Raw genomic sequence first — 15474 nt, forward strand, 5'->3', positions numbered from 1 at the left:
TGGGGATCGATCTTCTTCGGCATGCTGTCCATCCTCTCGGACTCAAACAGCAACGGCATCAAACCTGGGCCGATTCAGGCTGCATCCCGCTACCTAGTGTCCGAGTTTCGCGCGGACTGCGGCGCTAGCCAGTCCGGAGTGCTAAGCGAGGTCCGTATCCGTGGCTGCCAGCGCGGCGGAGCCCCGTATCCACGCGGTGAGTTCCGCTTGGGCCACCCGTGGGTGGAGGCTGATCGCTTCCAGCGGGTCTTCGTTCTGCATGATCTGCAGGATCGCTGCGAAAGCTAGGTAGTCCTCTTTGAGGCTCTCTATCGGGCCGCGCTGTCGTCCGTCGATTGCGGGAAGCTCGTAGTAACTCACTACGGCTTCTGTGAAGCGTTCGCATGTCTCCTTGGGCAGCTCCGGCGCCACACCCTCGAGCCAAACGGCTGCTTCCAGGCGTTTGCTCACTTCGTCCATGACTCCTCCGTTGACGTCCGCCGCAATTTCTACAGAGTAGCGCCGAATTACTCCTTCCAATGCCGCCACCGAACTTGCCGCTATAGGAATCGGACATCTCGGAAATAGGACTTTTTTGGGGTGCGTCGGGGTGAAGGGTGGTCGCGCGGTGCTGTCGATGAAGAGCTCTGAGCGGAGCTCTTGGAGCTTCGCGGAGGGTGAGGTGGTGTGCTTCATGCTTGCCGGGCTGGTCTTCAGGTCGGCGTCGCCGTGGCGCAGGCGCACGCCATAGCCCCTGGCTGGCTCGTCGTGGACACGTAAAGGGGCGCGATGCCCCTCCAGTCAGTGGTGCAGCGGAAGGGCCTGCCCGGCTGGCTTCTGGGTGGCGCGCCGAAGGCCCCCGGCTTCGCGGGATGCCGGGGGCCTTCAGTAAAGGGTGACCGATTGGTCAGGATGACGAGGATTCGATCTGCTGGGGAGCGTTCTGCGTCGTGATCTCGATCTTGCGGGGCTTGGCCTTTTCGGTGATCGGGATTGTCACGTTGAGCACCCCGTTGTTGTAGCTCGCGGAGATGTGCTCGGTGTCCAGGCCCTGTCCGAGACTGAGCTGGCGAAGAAAGGTTCCTCCCGTGCGCTCTCGGGTGATCCACTGTGCCTGCTCGTCGGTCTCGAGGGTCCGCTCGGCGCGAATGGTCAGCAGCTGGCCGTCGACGTCGATATCGACCGAGCCGGGATCGGTGCCCGGCAGGTCGGCGGAGAGGACGTAGTGATCGCCGGCGCGGTACAGGTCCATCGGCATCTGTCGAGGGCCTCGTCGCCCAGCGTCGAGGAAGTTGTTCGCGAGGCGCTCCATCTCGCGGAACGGGTCGTAGGTAGCCATGATGTCTCCTTCCTGTCGCGGCCACCTCCGGGATTGGTGGCCTACCAACCTTGAGTCTGTTCGACTCAACTGCGAGCAGATTAGCACTCTCGCCCGGAGAGTGCCAGCCTTAAAATCTGCCCATAGCGTCTGCTTCAGCTGCTCTCCCGCAGCAGGGTTGGGCACCCCTGGGTGCGCCGCGCGCCGCGGTGAACGACGGCTTGTGCAGTCACCGTGCTTAGGTCGCACATGGCCTGGGCTGGCCATGCCACCGATATGCGTATTACAATATTCGGCATGAGGAAGATGCAAGGTCATGAGGTCCCCGAGGATCAGGTCGATGCCTGGGTTGCTGAAGCCGAGGCTGGCTACGACGTGGAGCAGCTGCGCAAGCGCGGACGGCCCACCCGTGGTGGGCAAGCGGCACAGGTTGTGCCGGTGCGATTCACCGACGAAGAAATTACCTCGCTGATGCAGCGCGCTGATCGCGAGCACCTGAATCGCTCCGAAGCGATCCGTCGAGCAGTGCGAGAGTGGACGACCGCGTGAGGGTCCGGCCCTCAGCGCTCAAGCACGACATTGCTCCCGAGGAGTCCATTCACGCGGCCAGCACTGCGGTGTACGTAGCGCCACTGGATGAGGAGAACCCGCAACGCGAGCTGCGCCTGGGGTTCGACACCCACGCTCGTCTTCTCGAGCTGGTGGTACTGATCTGGGATGACGGCACCGAGGAGATCATCCACTCGATGCGCGCCCGCAAGCAGTACCTCACGCTCATCTCGTAATGCGAGCCCGCCGCGAGGCCGGCAGTCTGGGGGCGGGCGCCCCGGCGGAGACGCCTCGGGGAGGCCATCCAGCTAGTGCGCATAATCAACAATATGCGCACTAGGTGTTGCGGGTCATGACGTTGTAGTCACGGAGTGGGGATGAAGGAACGGGTCCCTGGCCGGCACGATGGGTGGTGCTGAAGCCGTCCATCTGCTGGAAGAGACCCGTTCCATGACCCACCGTAATTCGCCCCTGACTCCCGCCGGAAGACTCCGCCTGGTCCAACGTGTCGAAGATGATGGCCGACCCATCGCGCACGTCGCCGCCGAAGCAGGAGTAGCTCGATCCACGCTCACGAAGTGGGTCCATCGCTACCGCGAAGACGGTGTCGAGGCCCTGGAAGACCGCACCAACGCCCCCGCGAGACGGCCCTCGCGGCTGCCGATCGAGGTCCTCGAGCTGATCGACGCGTGGCGACGAGACCGCAAATGGTCTGCCCGCCGGATCACCCTCGAACTCGCCGGCCGCGGTCACCACTACTGCGTCCGCACCATCGGCAGATGGCTGCAGCGCCTCGGGATCTCTCTTCGCCGTGACCTCGACTCGACCGGTGAGAACAACCGCGAGACCGGGAAGATCATCGCCCGCTTCCCCGGCCATATTACGGTGGGTCATGGAACGGGTCTCTTCCAGCAGATGGACGGCTTCAGCACCACCCATCGTGCCGGTCAGGGACCCGTTCCTTCATCCCCACTCCGTGACTACAACGTCATGACCCGCAACACCTAGTGCCCACAGGGAATCTTGATCCTCTGTCTCTGTCCGGCGTACCATGAGCGAACACCTCTCATTGGTTGATGGGGTTAGGGACTCGGAATAGGCCGCCAAAACCTTGAAATTCCGAATCCGCTTCTCCGGAGCGCCGGCCCTTGGGCCGGCGCTCCGTTTGTCTATGCCGATAAGCGCCGGGACTTCGTCGCAGGGGCAGGGGCAGGGGCAGGGGCAGGGAACAGGGCAGGCTGACGACCTGGTTCGCGCCGCGCCTGCCCCGAACGCGCCGCCACCATGCGCGCGTGCCGGGCCTGCCACGGAGAGACCTTCACTGCGTCCCCCTCGCGAACTGCGCGAGCGCACTCCGCCAGCAACGACCACTCCGGGTGTCGTTCCGTCCCGAACAGCAGCCAGGCGAACGCCTGCGCCTGCGACCGATCGAACGACCCCCTAAGCGCAGGCAGCTCCTTCATGAACAGCCCGACCCGGCGTCGCGCCGTCGCTGGTGTCATGCCGACTCCGGCATCCCCCGCTACCGCAGCCGTTCCAGCCACCTCGAGCCCTCGCCGAACCACTTCGGGCTGAACCCGGAACCTCTGCGCGAGAACACCAACGAACGAGCGAACGACAACGCGTGCCTCCGCCGAGACATCGCACTCCCCGCGCGCCCATGCGGGCCGAGCTGCCAACCGGTCCAACGGATCGCTCTCCGGCAACCGAGCCAGCTCATCAAAATGCAGCACTCGAGTTGACCCGCGAGTCACCTGCCGAGAGCCAGCGCCCATGCGCCCCGCCAACTCGGCACGATCGAGGTTCGCCGCCACGGCGCCCACTACATAGCCGAGCGGGCTCTCCATCATCAGGATCCGGCGCACGTTCTGCGGCAGAGACAGTCGTGCGGGTCCATCGACGACGAGCACGGCTTCGGAGACGGCATCTGATGCATCAACGAGAACGGCACCGGTGCGTGAGTCCCGCTGCATGCGCGCGATCTTGCGAGCGAACACACGGTTCATCAGAGCAGCGAAATCGTCTCCGGCAGGGCCGCTCCACCCTTCGGCGTTGGAGGCCAGCGCATCCATTACCTGGAGAAATTCCGCAGAATCGGGACCAGCAGGCGTGGTCATGATTGAGCCCCGTCGCGGATCCTGCGTCCTGGCGGGTCCCTTCGGGTGTCCTCAGCTGCGAGCAGCCACTTCCGCAGCATCTCGCCCTTCACCACCACCGCTCCGTCGGTCTCGGCGTCAAGCCGCTCGGCGAGCTCAGCCCAGTTTGGAGGTCGGACGGAGCGACGCTGCTCCATCGCCCGCTCCCACAGTCCTCCGTGACCCAACTGGCGGAGGAGAAGGTCTGCATACGGCGCCTGGCTTCTCATGAAGTGAACGTTACTTCAAAAAAGTGAACCTGTGAACCGTCGATCGGTAGTTGACGCTAGACCATTGAGTTCTGGAGCGGTAGATTGCACACATGACCTCTCAGTCCGCACACCAAGAAGCTCCAACTACCGACGAGCGGATCGCCGCCGCCGTCCGGGCGCTCGCAGCCGGGCGGGGTGTGCGAGCCGTGGACCTCGCGCCGATCATTGGGATCGGCAAGACCCGGGTCTTCGCAAAGCTGAAGGGGGAGGCGATGTGGAAGGCGAGCGAGGTTGAGGCCGTTGCCGACTACTTCGACGTGTCGGTGGGTGACCTCTTCGACGGCCTCGGGCTGTTCCGGGACACGAAGAAGCCCCACCGGGTGACCGGTGGGGCTTCGCTCGCGGTGCGCCATCAGGGACTCGAACCCCGGACCTACTGATTAAGAGCCTAGGGGACCGTCAACTCGGGTCCCTGATCGAGGTCGACTTCGGCAAAGCCCGAGGTCGACGCTATATGGCCGGGTAACTCTTGGATGTCCTTCCGAGCCGAGGCGCCACTGTAGCGCCACGGCTGCAGGTCCTTTCCTCCACACCATCGGGTTATCCCCAAACGCTTGAGGGCCCTCGAGATCCCGTGCAGTCCTGGTGCACGGTGTCGCCTATGGACGTCATCGCACAACTCCCTCTCTGGACCGCCTGGCTTCGTGCCTCCGAGCGGTCCGAGACGACTGTGCGGTTGCGCGAATATCACGTCCGGCGCTACCTGAACGGACTACCCGCCGAAACTGATCCACTGGATCTCGAATGGCTCGTCTCTTACCTCGCGAACCCACGCTGGAAGGCAGCCACACGGCGGAGCGCGAGAGCCTCTCTACACATCTGGACCACCTGGCTCCATCGGACAGGACGGATCCTCTCCGATCCACTCGCGCTGATCCCTCCAGCACGAGCCCCCAGGTCCGTGCCCCGACCATGCCCTGACCCGATCATCCGGAAGGCGTTGCTCGCCGCGGATACTAGGCTGCGGGCGATGATCACTCTCGCCGCAGAAGCCGGGCTACGACGCGGAGAGATCGCGACTGTCTCTCGCTCTGATGTCATCGAAGAGCAAGCTGGCAGCTCCCTCATCGTCCACGGCAAGGGCCGGCGCGAACGCACGGTCCCGTTGACCGCAGCAACTTCTGATGCGGTGCAACGCCAGTTCATGCGCGTCTCGCCGGAGCTCCCGTGGCTCTTCCCGTCCAAGGGTCAGTACGCAGACACTCACGTCCAGCCTATTCGAGTGGGAGAGCTGATCAACGAAGCGCTCCCCGGTCGGTGGAGCGCCCACACCCTGCGCCATCGCTTCGCGACCGAGGCATACCGGAACTCGCACGATCTGCTCCTCGTGCAAACGCTCATGGGGCACTCCAAGCCGGAAACCACAGCCATCTACGTCGGACTCGACACCGCGCAGGCTCGGACAGTGGTGGACGGAATCAGTCTTGTCGCCTAGAGCGGCATACTCAACGACGAGAGGCCACGGAATGCAGAACGGAACCAGCACCCTCAAGCGAAGGTTCATGAGCCTCGAGGACGTGTGTGAAGTGCTCTCCATCAGTAGCTCGCAAGCGTACGCGCTAGTTCGCTCGGGCAATCTCCGTGCGATCCGCATTGGAGGACGTCGTCAGTGGCGCGTAGAAAATGCTGAGCTTGAAGCTTTCATTCAAAGGTCGTACTTCGAGCCGGCGACAGGAAGCTGAGTGTAGGACCAGAGAACCGCTGATTAAGAGTCTCGAGGGCAGGGAAGCCGGTGCCGTGATCGAGGTCGACTTCAGCGAAGCCCGAGGTCGCCGCACCATGGTTGGGTGACTCTTGGATGAACTTCTTCGCAGAGCAGCCGCGGTAACCGCCCCTCCGCTGCACCTCTCCTCCACACAGCCCACCGATCCACAAGGCACGACGTCCTCTGGAACTCAGACGGCGCCGTTGGGCACAGTGACGAGCATGGACGTCATCGCACAACTACCTCTCTGGACCGCATGGCTTCGCGCCTCGGAACGGTCCGAGACGACTGTGCGACTCCGCGAATATCACGTCCGCCGCTACCTCAACGGAGTGCCGCCCGAGACTGACCCTTTGGATCTGGAATGGCTGGCCGCATACCTGGCGAACCCTCGCTGGAAAGCCGCGACTCGCCGCAGTGCTCGTACCTCCCTGCGGATCTGGACGACTTGGCTCCATCGCACAGGCCGGATCATTGCAGACCCACTCGCGCTCATCCCGCCGGCCCGGTCGCCCAAGCCCCTTCCTCGGCCGTGCCCGGACCCGATCATCCGCAAGGCGCTGTTCGCGGCTGACGTCAGGGTTCGAGCGATGATCACGCTAGCTGCGGAAGCCCCGCCGGCCTGCGACGCGCAGAGATCGCGCTAGTCGCTCGCCCAGACGTCATCGACGAACAGGCTGGCACGTCCCTCATCGTGCACGGAAAGGGCCGGCGCGAGCGCACAGTCCCCCTTACATCGGCCGCCGCAGCAGCCGTAGCGCACCATTTCAACCATGTATCGCCCGATATCCCCTGGCTCTTTCCATCTAAGGGCCGGTACGCCGACACACACCTGCAGCCCGTGCGAGTTGGAGAGCTCATCAATGAAGCACTTCCAGACAAATGGAGTGCCCACACTTTGCGACACCGATTCGCCACCGAAGCGTACAGAAGCTCTCGAGACCTCCTCTTGGTCCAAAAACTCATGGGGCACTCCAAGCCGGAGACCACGGCGATCTACGTAGGCCTCGACACCACCCAGGCACGCTCAATCGTCGACGGAATCAGCTTGGTCGCCTAGACCAGCATGACCGAAGGAGTCCATCAGATGTCTCAACGAACCAGCGTGCTCGATCGTCGGTTCATGACCCTTGACGAAGTGAGGGAAGTGCTCTCAATCAGCAGTACACAGGCGTACTCGCTTGTTCGTTCTGGCGAGCTGCCCGCTATACAAATCGGCGGACGCCGCCAGTGGCGCGTCGAGACCACCGAACTGGAGGCTTATATCCAGCGCTGCTACGGCACGACTAGCACCGGACAGAAGTCAGTCTGAGCACCAGGTGACAAGGTTGAGCTAACACCTAAGTGCCAACCGTTCCCATTAAATCAAGGCGCTTGCCAAGTAGTATGAATCGCGCCCATTCGATGACTGATTGATCTGAGTAGCCTCTGTTCAATCAGTTTCATTGTAGTCTCCATTTCGCTCCAGTCGGGTTCCCCCTGAGCGTCAACCGGAAGCAGGATCTTCTGGCGAGCCATGCGAGCGCCATTGAATTTGTACCCATACTCATACTTGCCACGCTGCTTTTCAATACATGTAGCGAGAAAAAGAAGAGTATGTCGATTATTGGGACCGCTCTTAAGTCTCAACGTCTTAACATCGTCCGTGAACAGAGCCCAATAGGGATGATAGAAGGCCTTTCCGACGGACCCGTTATAGTTCACGCCGAGAACATTCTCGCGTAGGGCCACGTGCGAGTTCCCAGCGAAAGCCGTCACCCCGTTATTGACTGCACTTGAAGCAACATAGGGTGTAGGCCCATCCACAAGCTTTGACCGCTCCAAACGCTTGTTGGACGCTATGACCGCAACTTCATCCAGGGGAAATTCTCGCCATTGGGTATCAGGTCCGATCATTAGCGTCTTCCGACCCTTCAAACAAATAACCTCGATTGTGTAGCATCATGTCGAGCTGGAACGCAATAAAATCCCCCATCTTTCCTTCTAGATCAGCCAGAGAAGGAGGTTCGTCATTGAAATAGTAGAAAGCGTGGAGCCACTCATCCTCCGCCCGAATCTGAGACTTGACGATGAAGTGGCTTCCTTCATCCTCATTGCCTCGAAACACGCGCAAAAGATGCCGCCGCTTCGACTCCTGCGTGCCATCACCAACGAGGCCTACGTGTGGCCGAACAGTCATACCGTCGTCCCTATAGTCGATAAACGACACACGCTTATCGTCAGGGTGAGGAGCGCCAGCCCTAAATATAGCAATAACCGGATTAGTACCGACTCCATAGAATGTCTGAGTGTTCATCGTGATTACGGCTTCGAGCGTATGTCGGCTCAACAGCTCGTTTTTGGTGCCAAGATTCTTCTTTGCGTTCGTCATCACCGACGCCGGCACGATCGCCGCCAACAACGCGTCCTGGTTGAGAAGGTCGAGCGCCCGGATAACAAAATGCAGCTCCGAAAGGGTTCTCGTACTCTCCGATTTGCCTTGCGAATAGGGAGGGTTCATTAGGCTTTTGGTAAACCCGTGTTCGACCTCCACACCATTGACAATAGAGGTTCGAAGCTCGGCGTCGTCGATATGGAAAATATCATTTCGCCGAAAATTCGCTTTCCCGTCGCCGCGCAAGATCATGTTCGTAGCGCCAATTGCGTAGAGCTTTTCCTGCAGTTCGACGCCATGGAGGCGATGCGATCTAATATCGTCAAGAGCCTCGTCGGAACCATCTGAACGTTCAATCATACGACGCATTGCGGCAACCAAGAAAGCGGCTGTACCTGCGCATGGGTCAAGAACGTAGTCGTCGCGACCCACATCGATAAGGTCTGCCATTAACGTTGTGATGTGGTGAGGTGTTAGAACGATGCCCAGCGAATTTCCATCGGATCCACCATATTTGACAAATTCACCATAGAAGTTCCCGAGAATATCAAAGCTGGAGGTACTTGATACGTAGTCAAGAACCTCAGAGCCGAGAGTTTCGGCAAAAACCCGAAGTGGCGTCTTGCCGCCCAGATCTGACCTCGGTGAGTTCAGCGTGACCGAAGAGCGCAAAAAGGAGAACTCGTCTTTAATCGCCCCCCGTCGCTGGTTTCCGCCCTCTGCGCCGACGTACTGACTGTCTAGGTAGCCGGAGGCTGCATTGTAGATCTTCTGGCCGTCATTCTGCTCGGCAACAGTGGAGCCTCGCAAATGGCTGACGTTAAAGTCGGGATTCTTCAGGGCGAGAAGTATGGCCGAAACCGTTGTTGCTTTCCGCTCTCCTTCAAGAGAACCGTAGTTCCTCATGTCCTCATGTACACGACTTGCGATCCGCTTAACCGCCTGGAGGCTTCGCTCCTCTCGGGGCAACTCGCCGAGTACCGACACTCGGTAGAATTCATCGATTTCTCCGGGCGCAAATTCTGAGAAATCAGTGGTGAATGGGAGCGCCTTGATTGCCGACCTTGTAACGTAACGGACGTCTGTCTGGAAATGTGTACTATCGCCGACTGCGCCGATGGCAAAGATTCCTTTAACGCGGCCGAGATTGTCTAGAATATGTCGTGCATAATGAACCGCGCCATTGGTGGCATATTGCTGCCGGGCGGGATATGCGCAATCTACGTCGCCCGAATCGTCGAGGAAAATGAGGTCCTCATGACGCCGTTTGTCCTCGATAATGACCAAATGGTGATTGGAGTAGAACATGAACTCAGGCTTGCCGATTCCTCCGCCCACTCCCTTGCTGCCGCCCCTCAGGGCTGCAATTAGATCCGGAGTGCCGTCACCTTGTTCCCAAAGGGTTGAAGTAGGAGAGATAGCTCGCACGAGGTCGCGAACATGTTGATCGGTGCCAGTCACTTCGTTGGGCACGTCTACTCCTTCTGTCAGTCCTGGACCCTCGAGATGCTACGCCAGTGAAGGAGCTCGGGCGGACGCCTCCCAGCAGCCTGATCCGCCTGAGGCAGTGGATCGCTGTTGACGGTGAGACGCCCGTCATCCGCCAGATCTCGGCCCCATGTGTCACCTGAAGGGTGTGCCAGAAACGGTCGGTTCTGGCACTCCAGCCACATCGGCGGGGCGTGCCGCGCCGCCTGGGGGCGCTCTGTGTCGTACTGCCGCACCATAATGTTCTGCACCAGATGTCCGTCGAGGCAGTCCGTTGTGGTGCACGAGGCTCCCACGCCGAGACTCGTCGGGTGTTCCGGAACCCAGGCGGCGCTTTCCAGGTGACCACCGCGACCAGGGGAGATCCCTTGCCACTTACGAGTGACCAGAAGGCCGACAGAGCAAGAAAGCGTCAGCTGACCACAGCGCTGAAGGAAGAGACGCGAGCCAAACGCCTCGAGGCCCGTTCGCGCGAGTGGGCAACGAAGGACATGTACCTCAGTCGTGAAGAAGCTGCCAATGGGGAGCCGTGCCGCGGTTGTGGGCTTCCAGTAGTCGACAACCTCGGGGATTGGCCCGCCACCATGTATCTCTCCCGCGATGAGCGCGTCGAGTACGACGCCGAAAGGGCGCGATTCCGCGAGCGCCATCCCGATTGCGAATCGCACCTCTGGAGTATGGCCGGCTCACGCGCCACGCACTGTGGGGACTGCTGCCCACCGCTGCCACTCTCGAAAGCACAACTTGAGTACGTAGCGAGAATCCTCCGCCGCTCTAGACCTCCAGTCGAAGAACTCGACGTCTGGGAGTGCCTACTGACTTGCGGCCACCGGATCCAGCAGCAAGTTCACCACACCAGCTCAGGACCGAGTTTCTCCACTTATCGGTGCTTGAAATGCTATGAGCTCCGAGGTGTTGTGTCCTCAGAGAAGATCGTCGAAGTGGGAGCCCGCAAGCAGGAGGCTGAACGTCGGCGTGCCAGTGCCTTAGCGCGGGCCGTGCAAGAACTCGAGAGAGCGGAAAAAACAGCGAGTGACGCGCGCCGGAAGCTGGATCAACTGCTCTCACAATCTGGAGACGGATCCTGAGCTCATCCCGGCGTCAGCTGAGATAGCGGTACAGCGAGGAGTGACTAATCCGGCTCTTCGCAGTTGAGGGGGTAGGTGCGAGGCGTGGGGTGGGCGCGTCGGTGCCGGGATAGACGTCGAGGTCGAACAGCACCGCTCGGCGCATGGCCCGAGCCTCGCCCGGCAGCGGCTCGGAGGTCCACCACTTCACGCGGTCCGAACCAACAAGCCGCGTCTGCACCGCCACGTACCGCCACAGGAATACCGCTACCTACCGCTGACAGGCACACCCATATGGCCACAGACAGGGAGAGCCGCCCAGGGAAGGGCCATCGAACAGTTGGCCATGGGCACGGCTCTGAATTTCACCACGCATCTAATGGTTCAATGAGACCGTAGGATATCCGCTAGAACTGGGCTCTTGATCCAGGAATTGAGGAGGCGAGGCCGAGTATGCGTCTGTCCCGACTGGCGATTATCAACCACAGCCGGATCCAGAACCTGGATCTCGAGGTGCGCCGGCACGCCGTCATCGTGGGGGCGAACGACGTGGGCAAGTCATCGATCCTGCGCATGCTGAACCTGCTGCTAGGGACGAGCACTGCGGGTCTTTATCAGGCGCTCAAACCCAGCGATCTGCGCGACCCCGACCAGCCGCTCGTGGTGAACGCCTGCTGGTCAGACTTCACGGAGAAGAACCGCCGGTCCTTCCCCTCGGAGATCAGCATCGCCGCGGACCAGACCGGCGAGTACCTCTGGGTCCAGATGATGGTGGAGCTCGATCCCGAAGACGATGAAGCGGTCACCATCCGCCGGTGGTTCCCGGAGAGCGGGCATGAGAGAGTGCCCAGCCGTGAGCAGCTGGAAGGGTTCGGCTGGCGCTATCTGAGGGCGACCCGTGGTGCGTCGATGATGGAGGGACCGCACAGTCCCGTCCAGACACTGCTGGCGGCGGCTGACCTCGGGGCGAACGAGGAGGGTTTGAAGGCTCTACTCAAGCAGTTCAACGATGAGCTCGCTGGCAACGCATCGGTCGGCAAGCTGCTGGGCCGCGTCGCGGGGCACCTCAGTCGTTCGATGCCACGCACCGTCACGAAGGAGGACTTCTCGGTCAGGAGCGTGACCGATCCTTCCAGCGACGTGCTACAGGACGTGTCACTCTTCTTGAGCCGCGGCGGCGATCAGGTGCCACTGATGGAGCAGTCGGATGGCGTGCGCCAGCTGATGTCAATGACACTCTTTGATTTGGCCGAGGGTGCTGCCAATGTGTTGGCGATCGACGAGCCCGAGATCCATTTGCATCCGACTAGCCAGCGGACAGCGGCGGACCTCCTGAGCGGCGAGGGGAACCAGAAGATCATCGTCACCCATTCGCCGTACATCCTTCACCGCTTCGAGCCGTCGGAGGTCATTGCGGTCGATCGCCATGGCGCATGCCACCAGATCGGGGCGGGAAGATTGTCAAAGATCGAGAAGGTACGGGCACATTGGTGGTCGCCGCGGCTCTTGGAAGCGTTGACCGCGCGGTTCGTGATTCTTGTCGAGGGCGATGCCGATCGGGTGATCATGGAGGCGGTGGCACAGAAGCTCGGGATCGACCTCGACCGGCTCGGCGCGGTGGTCGTCGAGCTGGACGGAGCCGACAAGTTCAAGAACGTCTTCCCGCTTCTCGGCCCCGACGGCTTTGGACCGACCCTGCTTGGCCTGGTCGACGACAAGGAAAGCGGGTCCTGGGTACACGCATTCGGAGGGAGGCCACGCAACGTCATCGACGAGAAGGTGTTCATCTCCGACGCGGATCTCGAGGATGAGTATTCCCGCGCGCTCGGTGGCCCGGTGGCGGCGAAGGCCCTTATTGACGGAGGGTTCTGTCGAGAACAGGGGATCCGTCAGGCAGCGGGCGTCGCTGTGATCGACGAGATCACTCCCGAAGCGGTGGCGGCCTTCTGCCGGGACAAGGGCAAGGTCGAGGCGGCGACCTGCATCGCCGAAGGCCTGACCGCGGAGACCGCGGAGAAGATTGGGAGCGTTGCGCGGCTCGCGCACGCGGTGGACGAGCTGAGCAGGCAGTGAGCGGGTTCTCGCTAAGTCGGGAGCAGCTGGATGCGGCGACCTCCGAAAAGGACCACCTGCTGATCATCGCACCGCCGGGTTGCGGCAAGACCGAGGTCTTGGCGCACCGCGCCGCTCATCAGATCCACTTACTGGAAGACAACCAGCGGGTGCTCGCGCTGACCTTCACCAAGAGGGCCCGCTCGAACCTCGAAGAGCGACTCCGTTCGGTGCTCGGCCAGGCACGGGCGCGGCGGAAGATCGTTGTCCGCAACCTCCACGGCTTCGCGACGCAGATCGTGCTCGCACACGGCAGGACCATCGGCCTGGACATGAGAAGTCTTGAACTGCCGAAGACCAGCACCCTGCGGAAGGCGATGGAGGCTGCGGGAAGTAGTGGCCCTGCTATGTACGACGCGGAGCGGATGCTCGCCGAAATCAAGAGGGGGCCGCTGTCAGACGCTGAGGTACTGGAAGCCGTCCAGGAGCAGGAATTCGGTCAGGCCACTGTGCTCGCGGAGAATGTGGAGCGGTCGCGGCAGGAGGCAAATCAGCTGCACTACGACGACCTTCTCCGGCACGCGCAGCGGCTCCTGCGCATCCCCGCCGTCGCCCGCCTCTACCAGGCGCACTTCGGCGCGGTCCTCGTCGACGAGTTCCAGGACCTATCGTTGCAGCAGCTCGACCTCGCCCTATTCGGCTGCTCGTCGAGACGGACGTTCGCCGGGGACCCCCTCCAGGGCATCTACTCGTGGGCCGGAGCTGCACCCGCCCAGGTCGAAGATGAAATCAGGAGGATCTGCGGCGAACCGATCAGGTTGCGCGAGTCCTACCGCTCTTCCCCGAAGGTACTGGAGACGGTGAATTCGGTCAGTGAGCAGGTTGATCCAGGATCGAGCCTGGTCTCCGCGCAACCGGAGCGATGGCCCGGCAGAGGATGCTCCGCCGCTCTCGTCCTCCAGAACCGCGCTGCTGAGGCAGAGCTGCTGACACGTCTGGCGGGATCGATCCTGAGCCAAGTACCGGAAGCTTCCATCGGGATCATCGCTCGGGCCGGCTGGCGCAGAGAGGACATCGACGCGGCATTCGCGGAGGAGAAGGCCTTGCCTGTACGCCGATGGGACCTCGCGATCGACGACCCCGAAACCGTCTCCCTCATCCAGTCGACCGTTGCCGCTCTACCGCGCGGAGCGAGTATCGCCGAGGCGAGGTTGGCGGTACTCGATGCCGTCGACCCTGCCGACGTCGACACTCGCGAGCTGGTCGACGGCGCGTTCGACACTTTGGAGCAGAGCAGCGCCACGACGGCGCGGGCTGCAGTGAGGTCGATCAGGGTTTCGGACCCCAGGCAGTCCATCGGCCCCGGCATCCACCTGCTCAACGCCCACACGGGGAAGGGCCAGCAGTTCGACTGGGTGTTCGTTGTCGGCGTGGAAGAAGGGCATCTGCCGGGCAAGAGGAACAGCCAGGGGGATGCTCTGGCCGAGGAGCAGCGCGTTCTGCTGGTCATGCTCTCAAGGGCGCGTCACGGCCTGGTCGTGACGCGGACGCGGATGGCGGACGGAATGTACGGGCCGTACCAGGCCAGGCAGAGCCGTTGGTGGTCCAGGATCCACGCTGAGTTCTCCTCACCGGAGGAGATCCAAGCACATTTGGCGACGAGTGCCCCGGCCAACACATGAGGCCCGGAAGAGTCTCCGTAGGGACCGCCGGCGCGGGACTCTGTGTGCCTCGTACGTAGTGACCGCGGCGTGGTCATTACGGCGCGAGCGGGCCTCCAGTCGCGGGCCGACGGTGCGTGATTTCCTTAGCCCTTTGGTGGGTGGGGGTCGTTACCGTAGGAGTTCCGCTCCCCAATCGTGCCGTCCTTCTTGTGGATCAGGTGCTCGACGCCGTCTTTCTTCGCTGCTTCGCGGCCGGCTGCCTGCGCCTCGGTCTTTGTGTCGTGCACGCTCGAGGCTCGCTTTGCCCCTTCCCGCCGGTTGGTCCACCCGTCGCCTGTGGGCACGGTGTGCATGTTCTTCTTGTCAGTCATGACAGTTCCCCTTCCAGCCCTCGGCGAGGGCTTCGCACGCTGTCACTATCTCATCGCGGTGGATCGCCTGGGGCCGACTCGCAGTACCAGCATCTTCGGTATCTGCGTGGTGTCTTCTCCGAGGGAGTTTCGACGGAGTCGGCGAACTGGTCCTTCGCATTCGGGGGTCCGCGCGGCAGTCCCTATCGGCTAACAGGTGGGATGCCGGTTGCGGCACAGGGGTTGACCGTACATAGCTCGGGACGGAAGTCGTTTGGAAGCGTCGGTCAGCGGCTATACCCGGCGCCGCGTTTGGGGCCGCGGTGTTCCAGAGGGCCGACGGGTGTTCCGGGCCAGTGACGTAGAGGGCCTGGAGCCCCTTCCAACGCCGGGCGTCCACAAGTGCGCACTGTGGAGGAAAGGTGCGGCCCCGGTGAGGGGTACCTGGGGCCTACCCCCGGTTCGTGGACACGGGGGTTTTTTACGCCGCGAGCGCTAGCTTAGCGGTGTAGGCGCGCTCG

At 61.9% G+C, this 15474-nt stretch carries 15 protein-coding genes and 1 pseudogene; 10 read left to right on the plus strand and 6 right to left on the minus strand.

Going from position 1 to position 15474, the window contains the following annotated elements:
* Positions 1 to 141 precede the first annotated feature (141 nt).
* Both ACHUEU_RS16075 and ACHUEU_RS16080 read right to left on the minus strand, forming a co-directional pair.
* Positions 142 to 459, minus strand: a complete 318-nt coding sequence (locus tag ACHUEU_RS16075) for a hypothetical protein (RefSeq protein ID WP_394217100.1) — start codon at positions 457 to 459, stop codon at positions 142 to 144.
* A 427-nt stretch (positions 460 to 886) separates the two neighbouring features.
* Entirely contained in the window at positions 887 to 1318 is a 432-nt protein-coding gene (locus ACHUEU_RS16080) for an Hsp20/alpha crystallin family protein (protein WP_394217101.1), read from the minus strand.
* Between the two features lie 276 nt (positions 1319 to 1594).
* Here ACHUEU_RS16080 and ACHUEU_RS16085 point away from each other — a divergent pair, with 276 nt between their 5' ends.
* The 3 genes and pseudogenes from ACHUEU_RS16085 to ACHUEU_RS16095 all read left to right on the plus strand — a co-directional run.
* Positions 1595 to 1846: a ribbon-helix-helix protein, CopG family gene (locus ACHUEU_RS16085; protein ID WP_394217102.1), complete on the plus strand. Its 252-nt coding sequence runs from the start codon at positions 1595 to 1597 to the stop codon at positions 1844 to 1846.
* The gene (locus ACHUEU_RS16090; RefSeq protein ID WP_193107391.1) at positions 1843 to 2082 is read left to right on the plus strand and encodes a hypothetical protein; all 240 of its coding nucleotides are present in this window, start codon (positions 1843 to 1845) and stop codon (positions 2080 to 2082) included. The genes ACHUEU_RS16085 and ACHUEU_RS16090 overlap by 4 nt, the downstream gene beginning before the upstream one ends.
* A gap of 214 nt (positions 2083 to 2296) precedes the next feature.
* Positions 2297 to 2728: pseudogene (locus ACHUEU_RS16095) on the plus strand (helix-turn-helix domain-containing protein); the annotation flags it as partial.
* A gap of 287 nt (positions 2729 to 3015) precedes the next feature.
* On the opposite strand, the gene ACHUEU_RS16100 reads toward ACHUEU_RS16095, so the two are convergent.
* Complete coding sequence (locus tag ACHUEU_RS16100; RefSeq protein ID WP_394217103.1) at positions 3016 to 3963, minus strand: hypothetical protein; 948 nt, start codon at positions 3961 to 3963, stop codon at positions 3016 to 3018.
* A 340-nt stretch (positions 3964 to 4303) separates the two neighbouring features.
* On the opposite strand from ACHUEU_RS16100, the gene ACHUEU_RS16105 reads away from it, so the two are divergent.
* From ACHUEU_RS16105 to ACHUEU_RS16125, 5 genes are all read left to right on the plus strand, one after another.
* Positions 4304 to 4633, plus strand: coding sequence for a helix-turn-helix domain-containing protein (locus tag ACHUEU_RS16105; protein WP_394217104.1), 330 nt, complete (start codon positions 4304 to 4306; stop codon positions 4631 to 4633).
* A 221-nt stretch (positions 4634 to 4854) separates the two neighbouring features.
* Complete coding sequence (locus ACHUEU_RS16110) at positions 4855 to 5688, plus strand: tyrosine-type recombinase/integrase (protein ID WP_394217105.1); 834 nt, start codon at positions 4855 to 4857, stop codon at positions 5686 to 5688.
* 31 nt (positions 5689 to 5719) lie between these two features.
* Positions 5720 to 5935 (plus strand): helix-turn-helix domain-containing protein, encoded by a 216-nt coding sequence (locus ACHUEU_RS16115; RefSeq protein WP_394217106.1) that lies wholly within the window; start codon positions 5720 to 5722, stop codon positions 5933 to 5935.
* A gap of 645 nt (positions 5936 to 6580) precedes the next feature.
* Entirely contained in the window at positions 6581 to 7018 is a 438-nt protein-coding gene (locus ACHUEU_RS16120) for a tyrosine-type recombinase/integrase (protein WP_394217113.1), read from the plus strand.
* Between the two features lie 27 nt (positions 7019 to 7045).
* On the plus strand, positions 7046 to 7270 hold the full coding sequence (locus ACHUEU_RS16125; protein ID WP_394217107.1) for a helix-turn-helix domain-containing protein: 225 nt from the start codon (positions 7046 to 7048) through the stop codon (positions 7268 to 7270).
* A 53-nt stretch (positions 7271 to 7323) separates the two neighbouring features.
* Here the strand turns inward: ACHUEU_RS16125 and ACHUEU_RS16130 are convergent, their stop codons facing one another.
* Positions 7324 to 7854, minus strand: a complete 531-nt coding sequence (locus ACHUEU_RS16130) for a restriction endonuclease subunit S (RefSeq protein ID WP_394217108.1) — start codon at positions 7852 to 7854, stop codon at positions 7324 to 7326.
* Positions 7841 to 9805, minus strand: coding sequence for an HsdM family class I SAM-dependent methyltransferase (locus ACHUEU_RS16135; protein ID WP_394217109.1), 1965 nt, complete (start codon positions 9803 to 9805; stop codon positions 7841 to 7843). Before ACHUEU_RS16135 ends, ACHUEU_RS16130 begins: the two co-directional genes overlap by 14 nt.
* Positions 9806 to 11340: 1535 nt before the next feature.
* On the opposite strand from ACHUEU_RS16135, the gene ACHUEU_RS16140 reads away from it, so the two are divergent.
* Together ACHUEU_RS16140 and ACHUEU_RS16145 are read left to right on the plus strand one after the other, a co-directional pair.
* Positions 11341 to 12960, plus strand: a complete 1620-nt coding sequence (locus ACHUEU_RS16140; RefSeq protein WP_394217110.1) for an ATP-dependent nuclease — start codon at positions 11341 to 11343, stop codon at positions 12958 to 12960.
* Positions 12957 to 14621 carry a UvrD-helicase domain-containing protein gene (locus ACHUEU_RS16145; protein WP_394217111.1) on the plus strand — a complete coding sequence of 555 codons (1665 nt, stop codon included), beginning with the start codon at positions 12957 to 12959 and terminating at the stop codon, positions 14619 to 14621. The genes ACHUEU_RS16140 and ACHUEU_RS16145 overlap by 4 nt, the downstream gene beginning before the upstream one ends.
* A gap of 125 nt (positions 14622 to 14746) precedes the next feature.
* On the opposite strand, the gene ACHUEU_RS16150 is transcribed toward ACHUEU_RS16145, so the two are convergent.
* Positions 14747 to 14974, minus strand: a complete 228-nt coding sequence (locus ACHUEU_RS16150) for a DUF2188 domain-containing protein (protein ID WP_394217112.1) — start codon at positions 14972 to 14974, stop codon at positions 14747 to 14749.
* Positions 14975 to 15474 lie beyond the last annotated feature (500 nt).

Source organism: Brachybacterium vulturis, assembly GCF_043641765.1.
Taxonomy (GTDB): Bacteria; Actinomycetota; Actinomycetes; order Actinomycetales; family Dermabacteraceae; genus Brachybacterium; species Brachybacterium vulturis_A.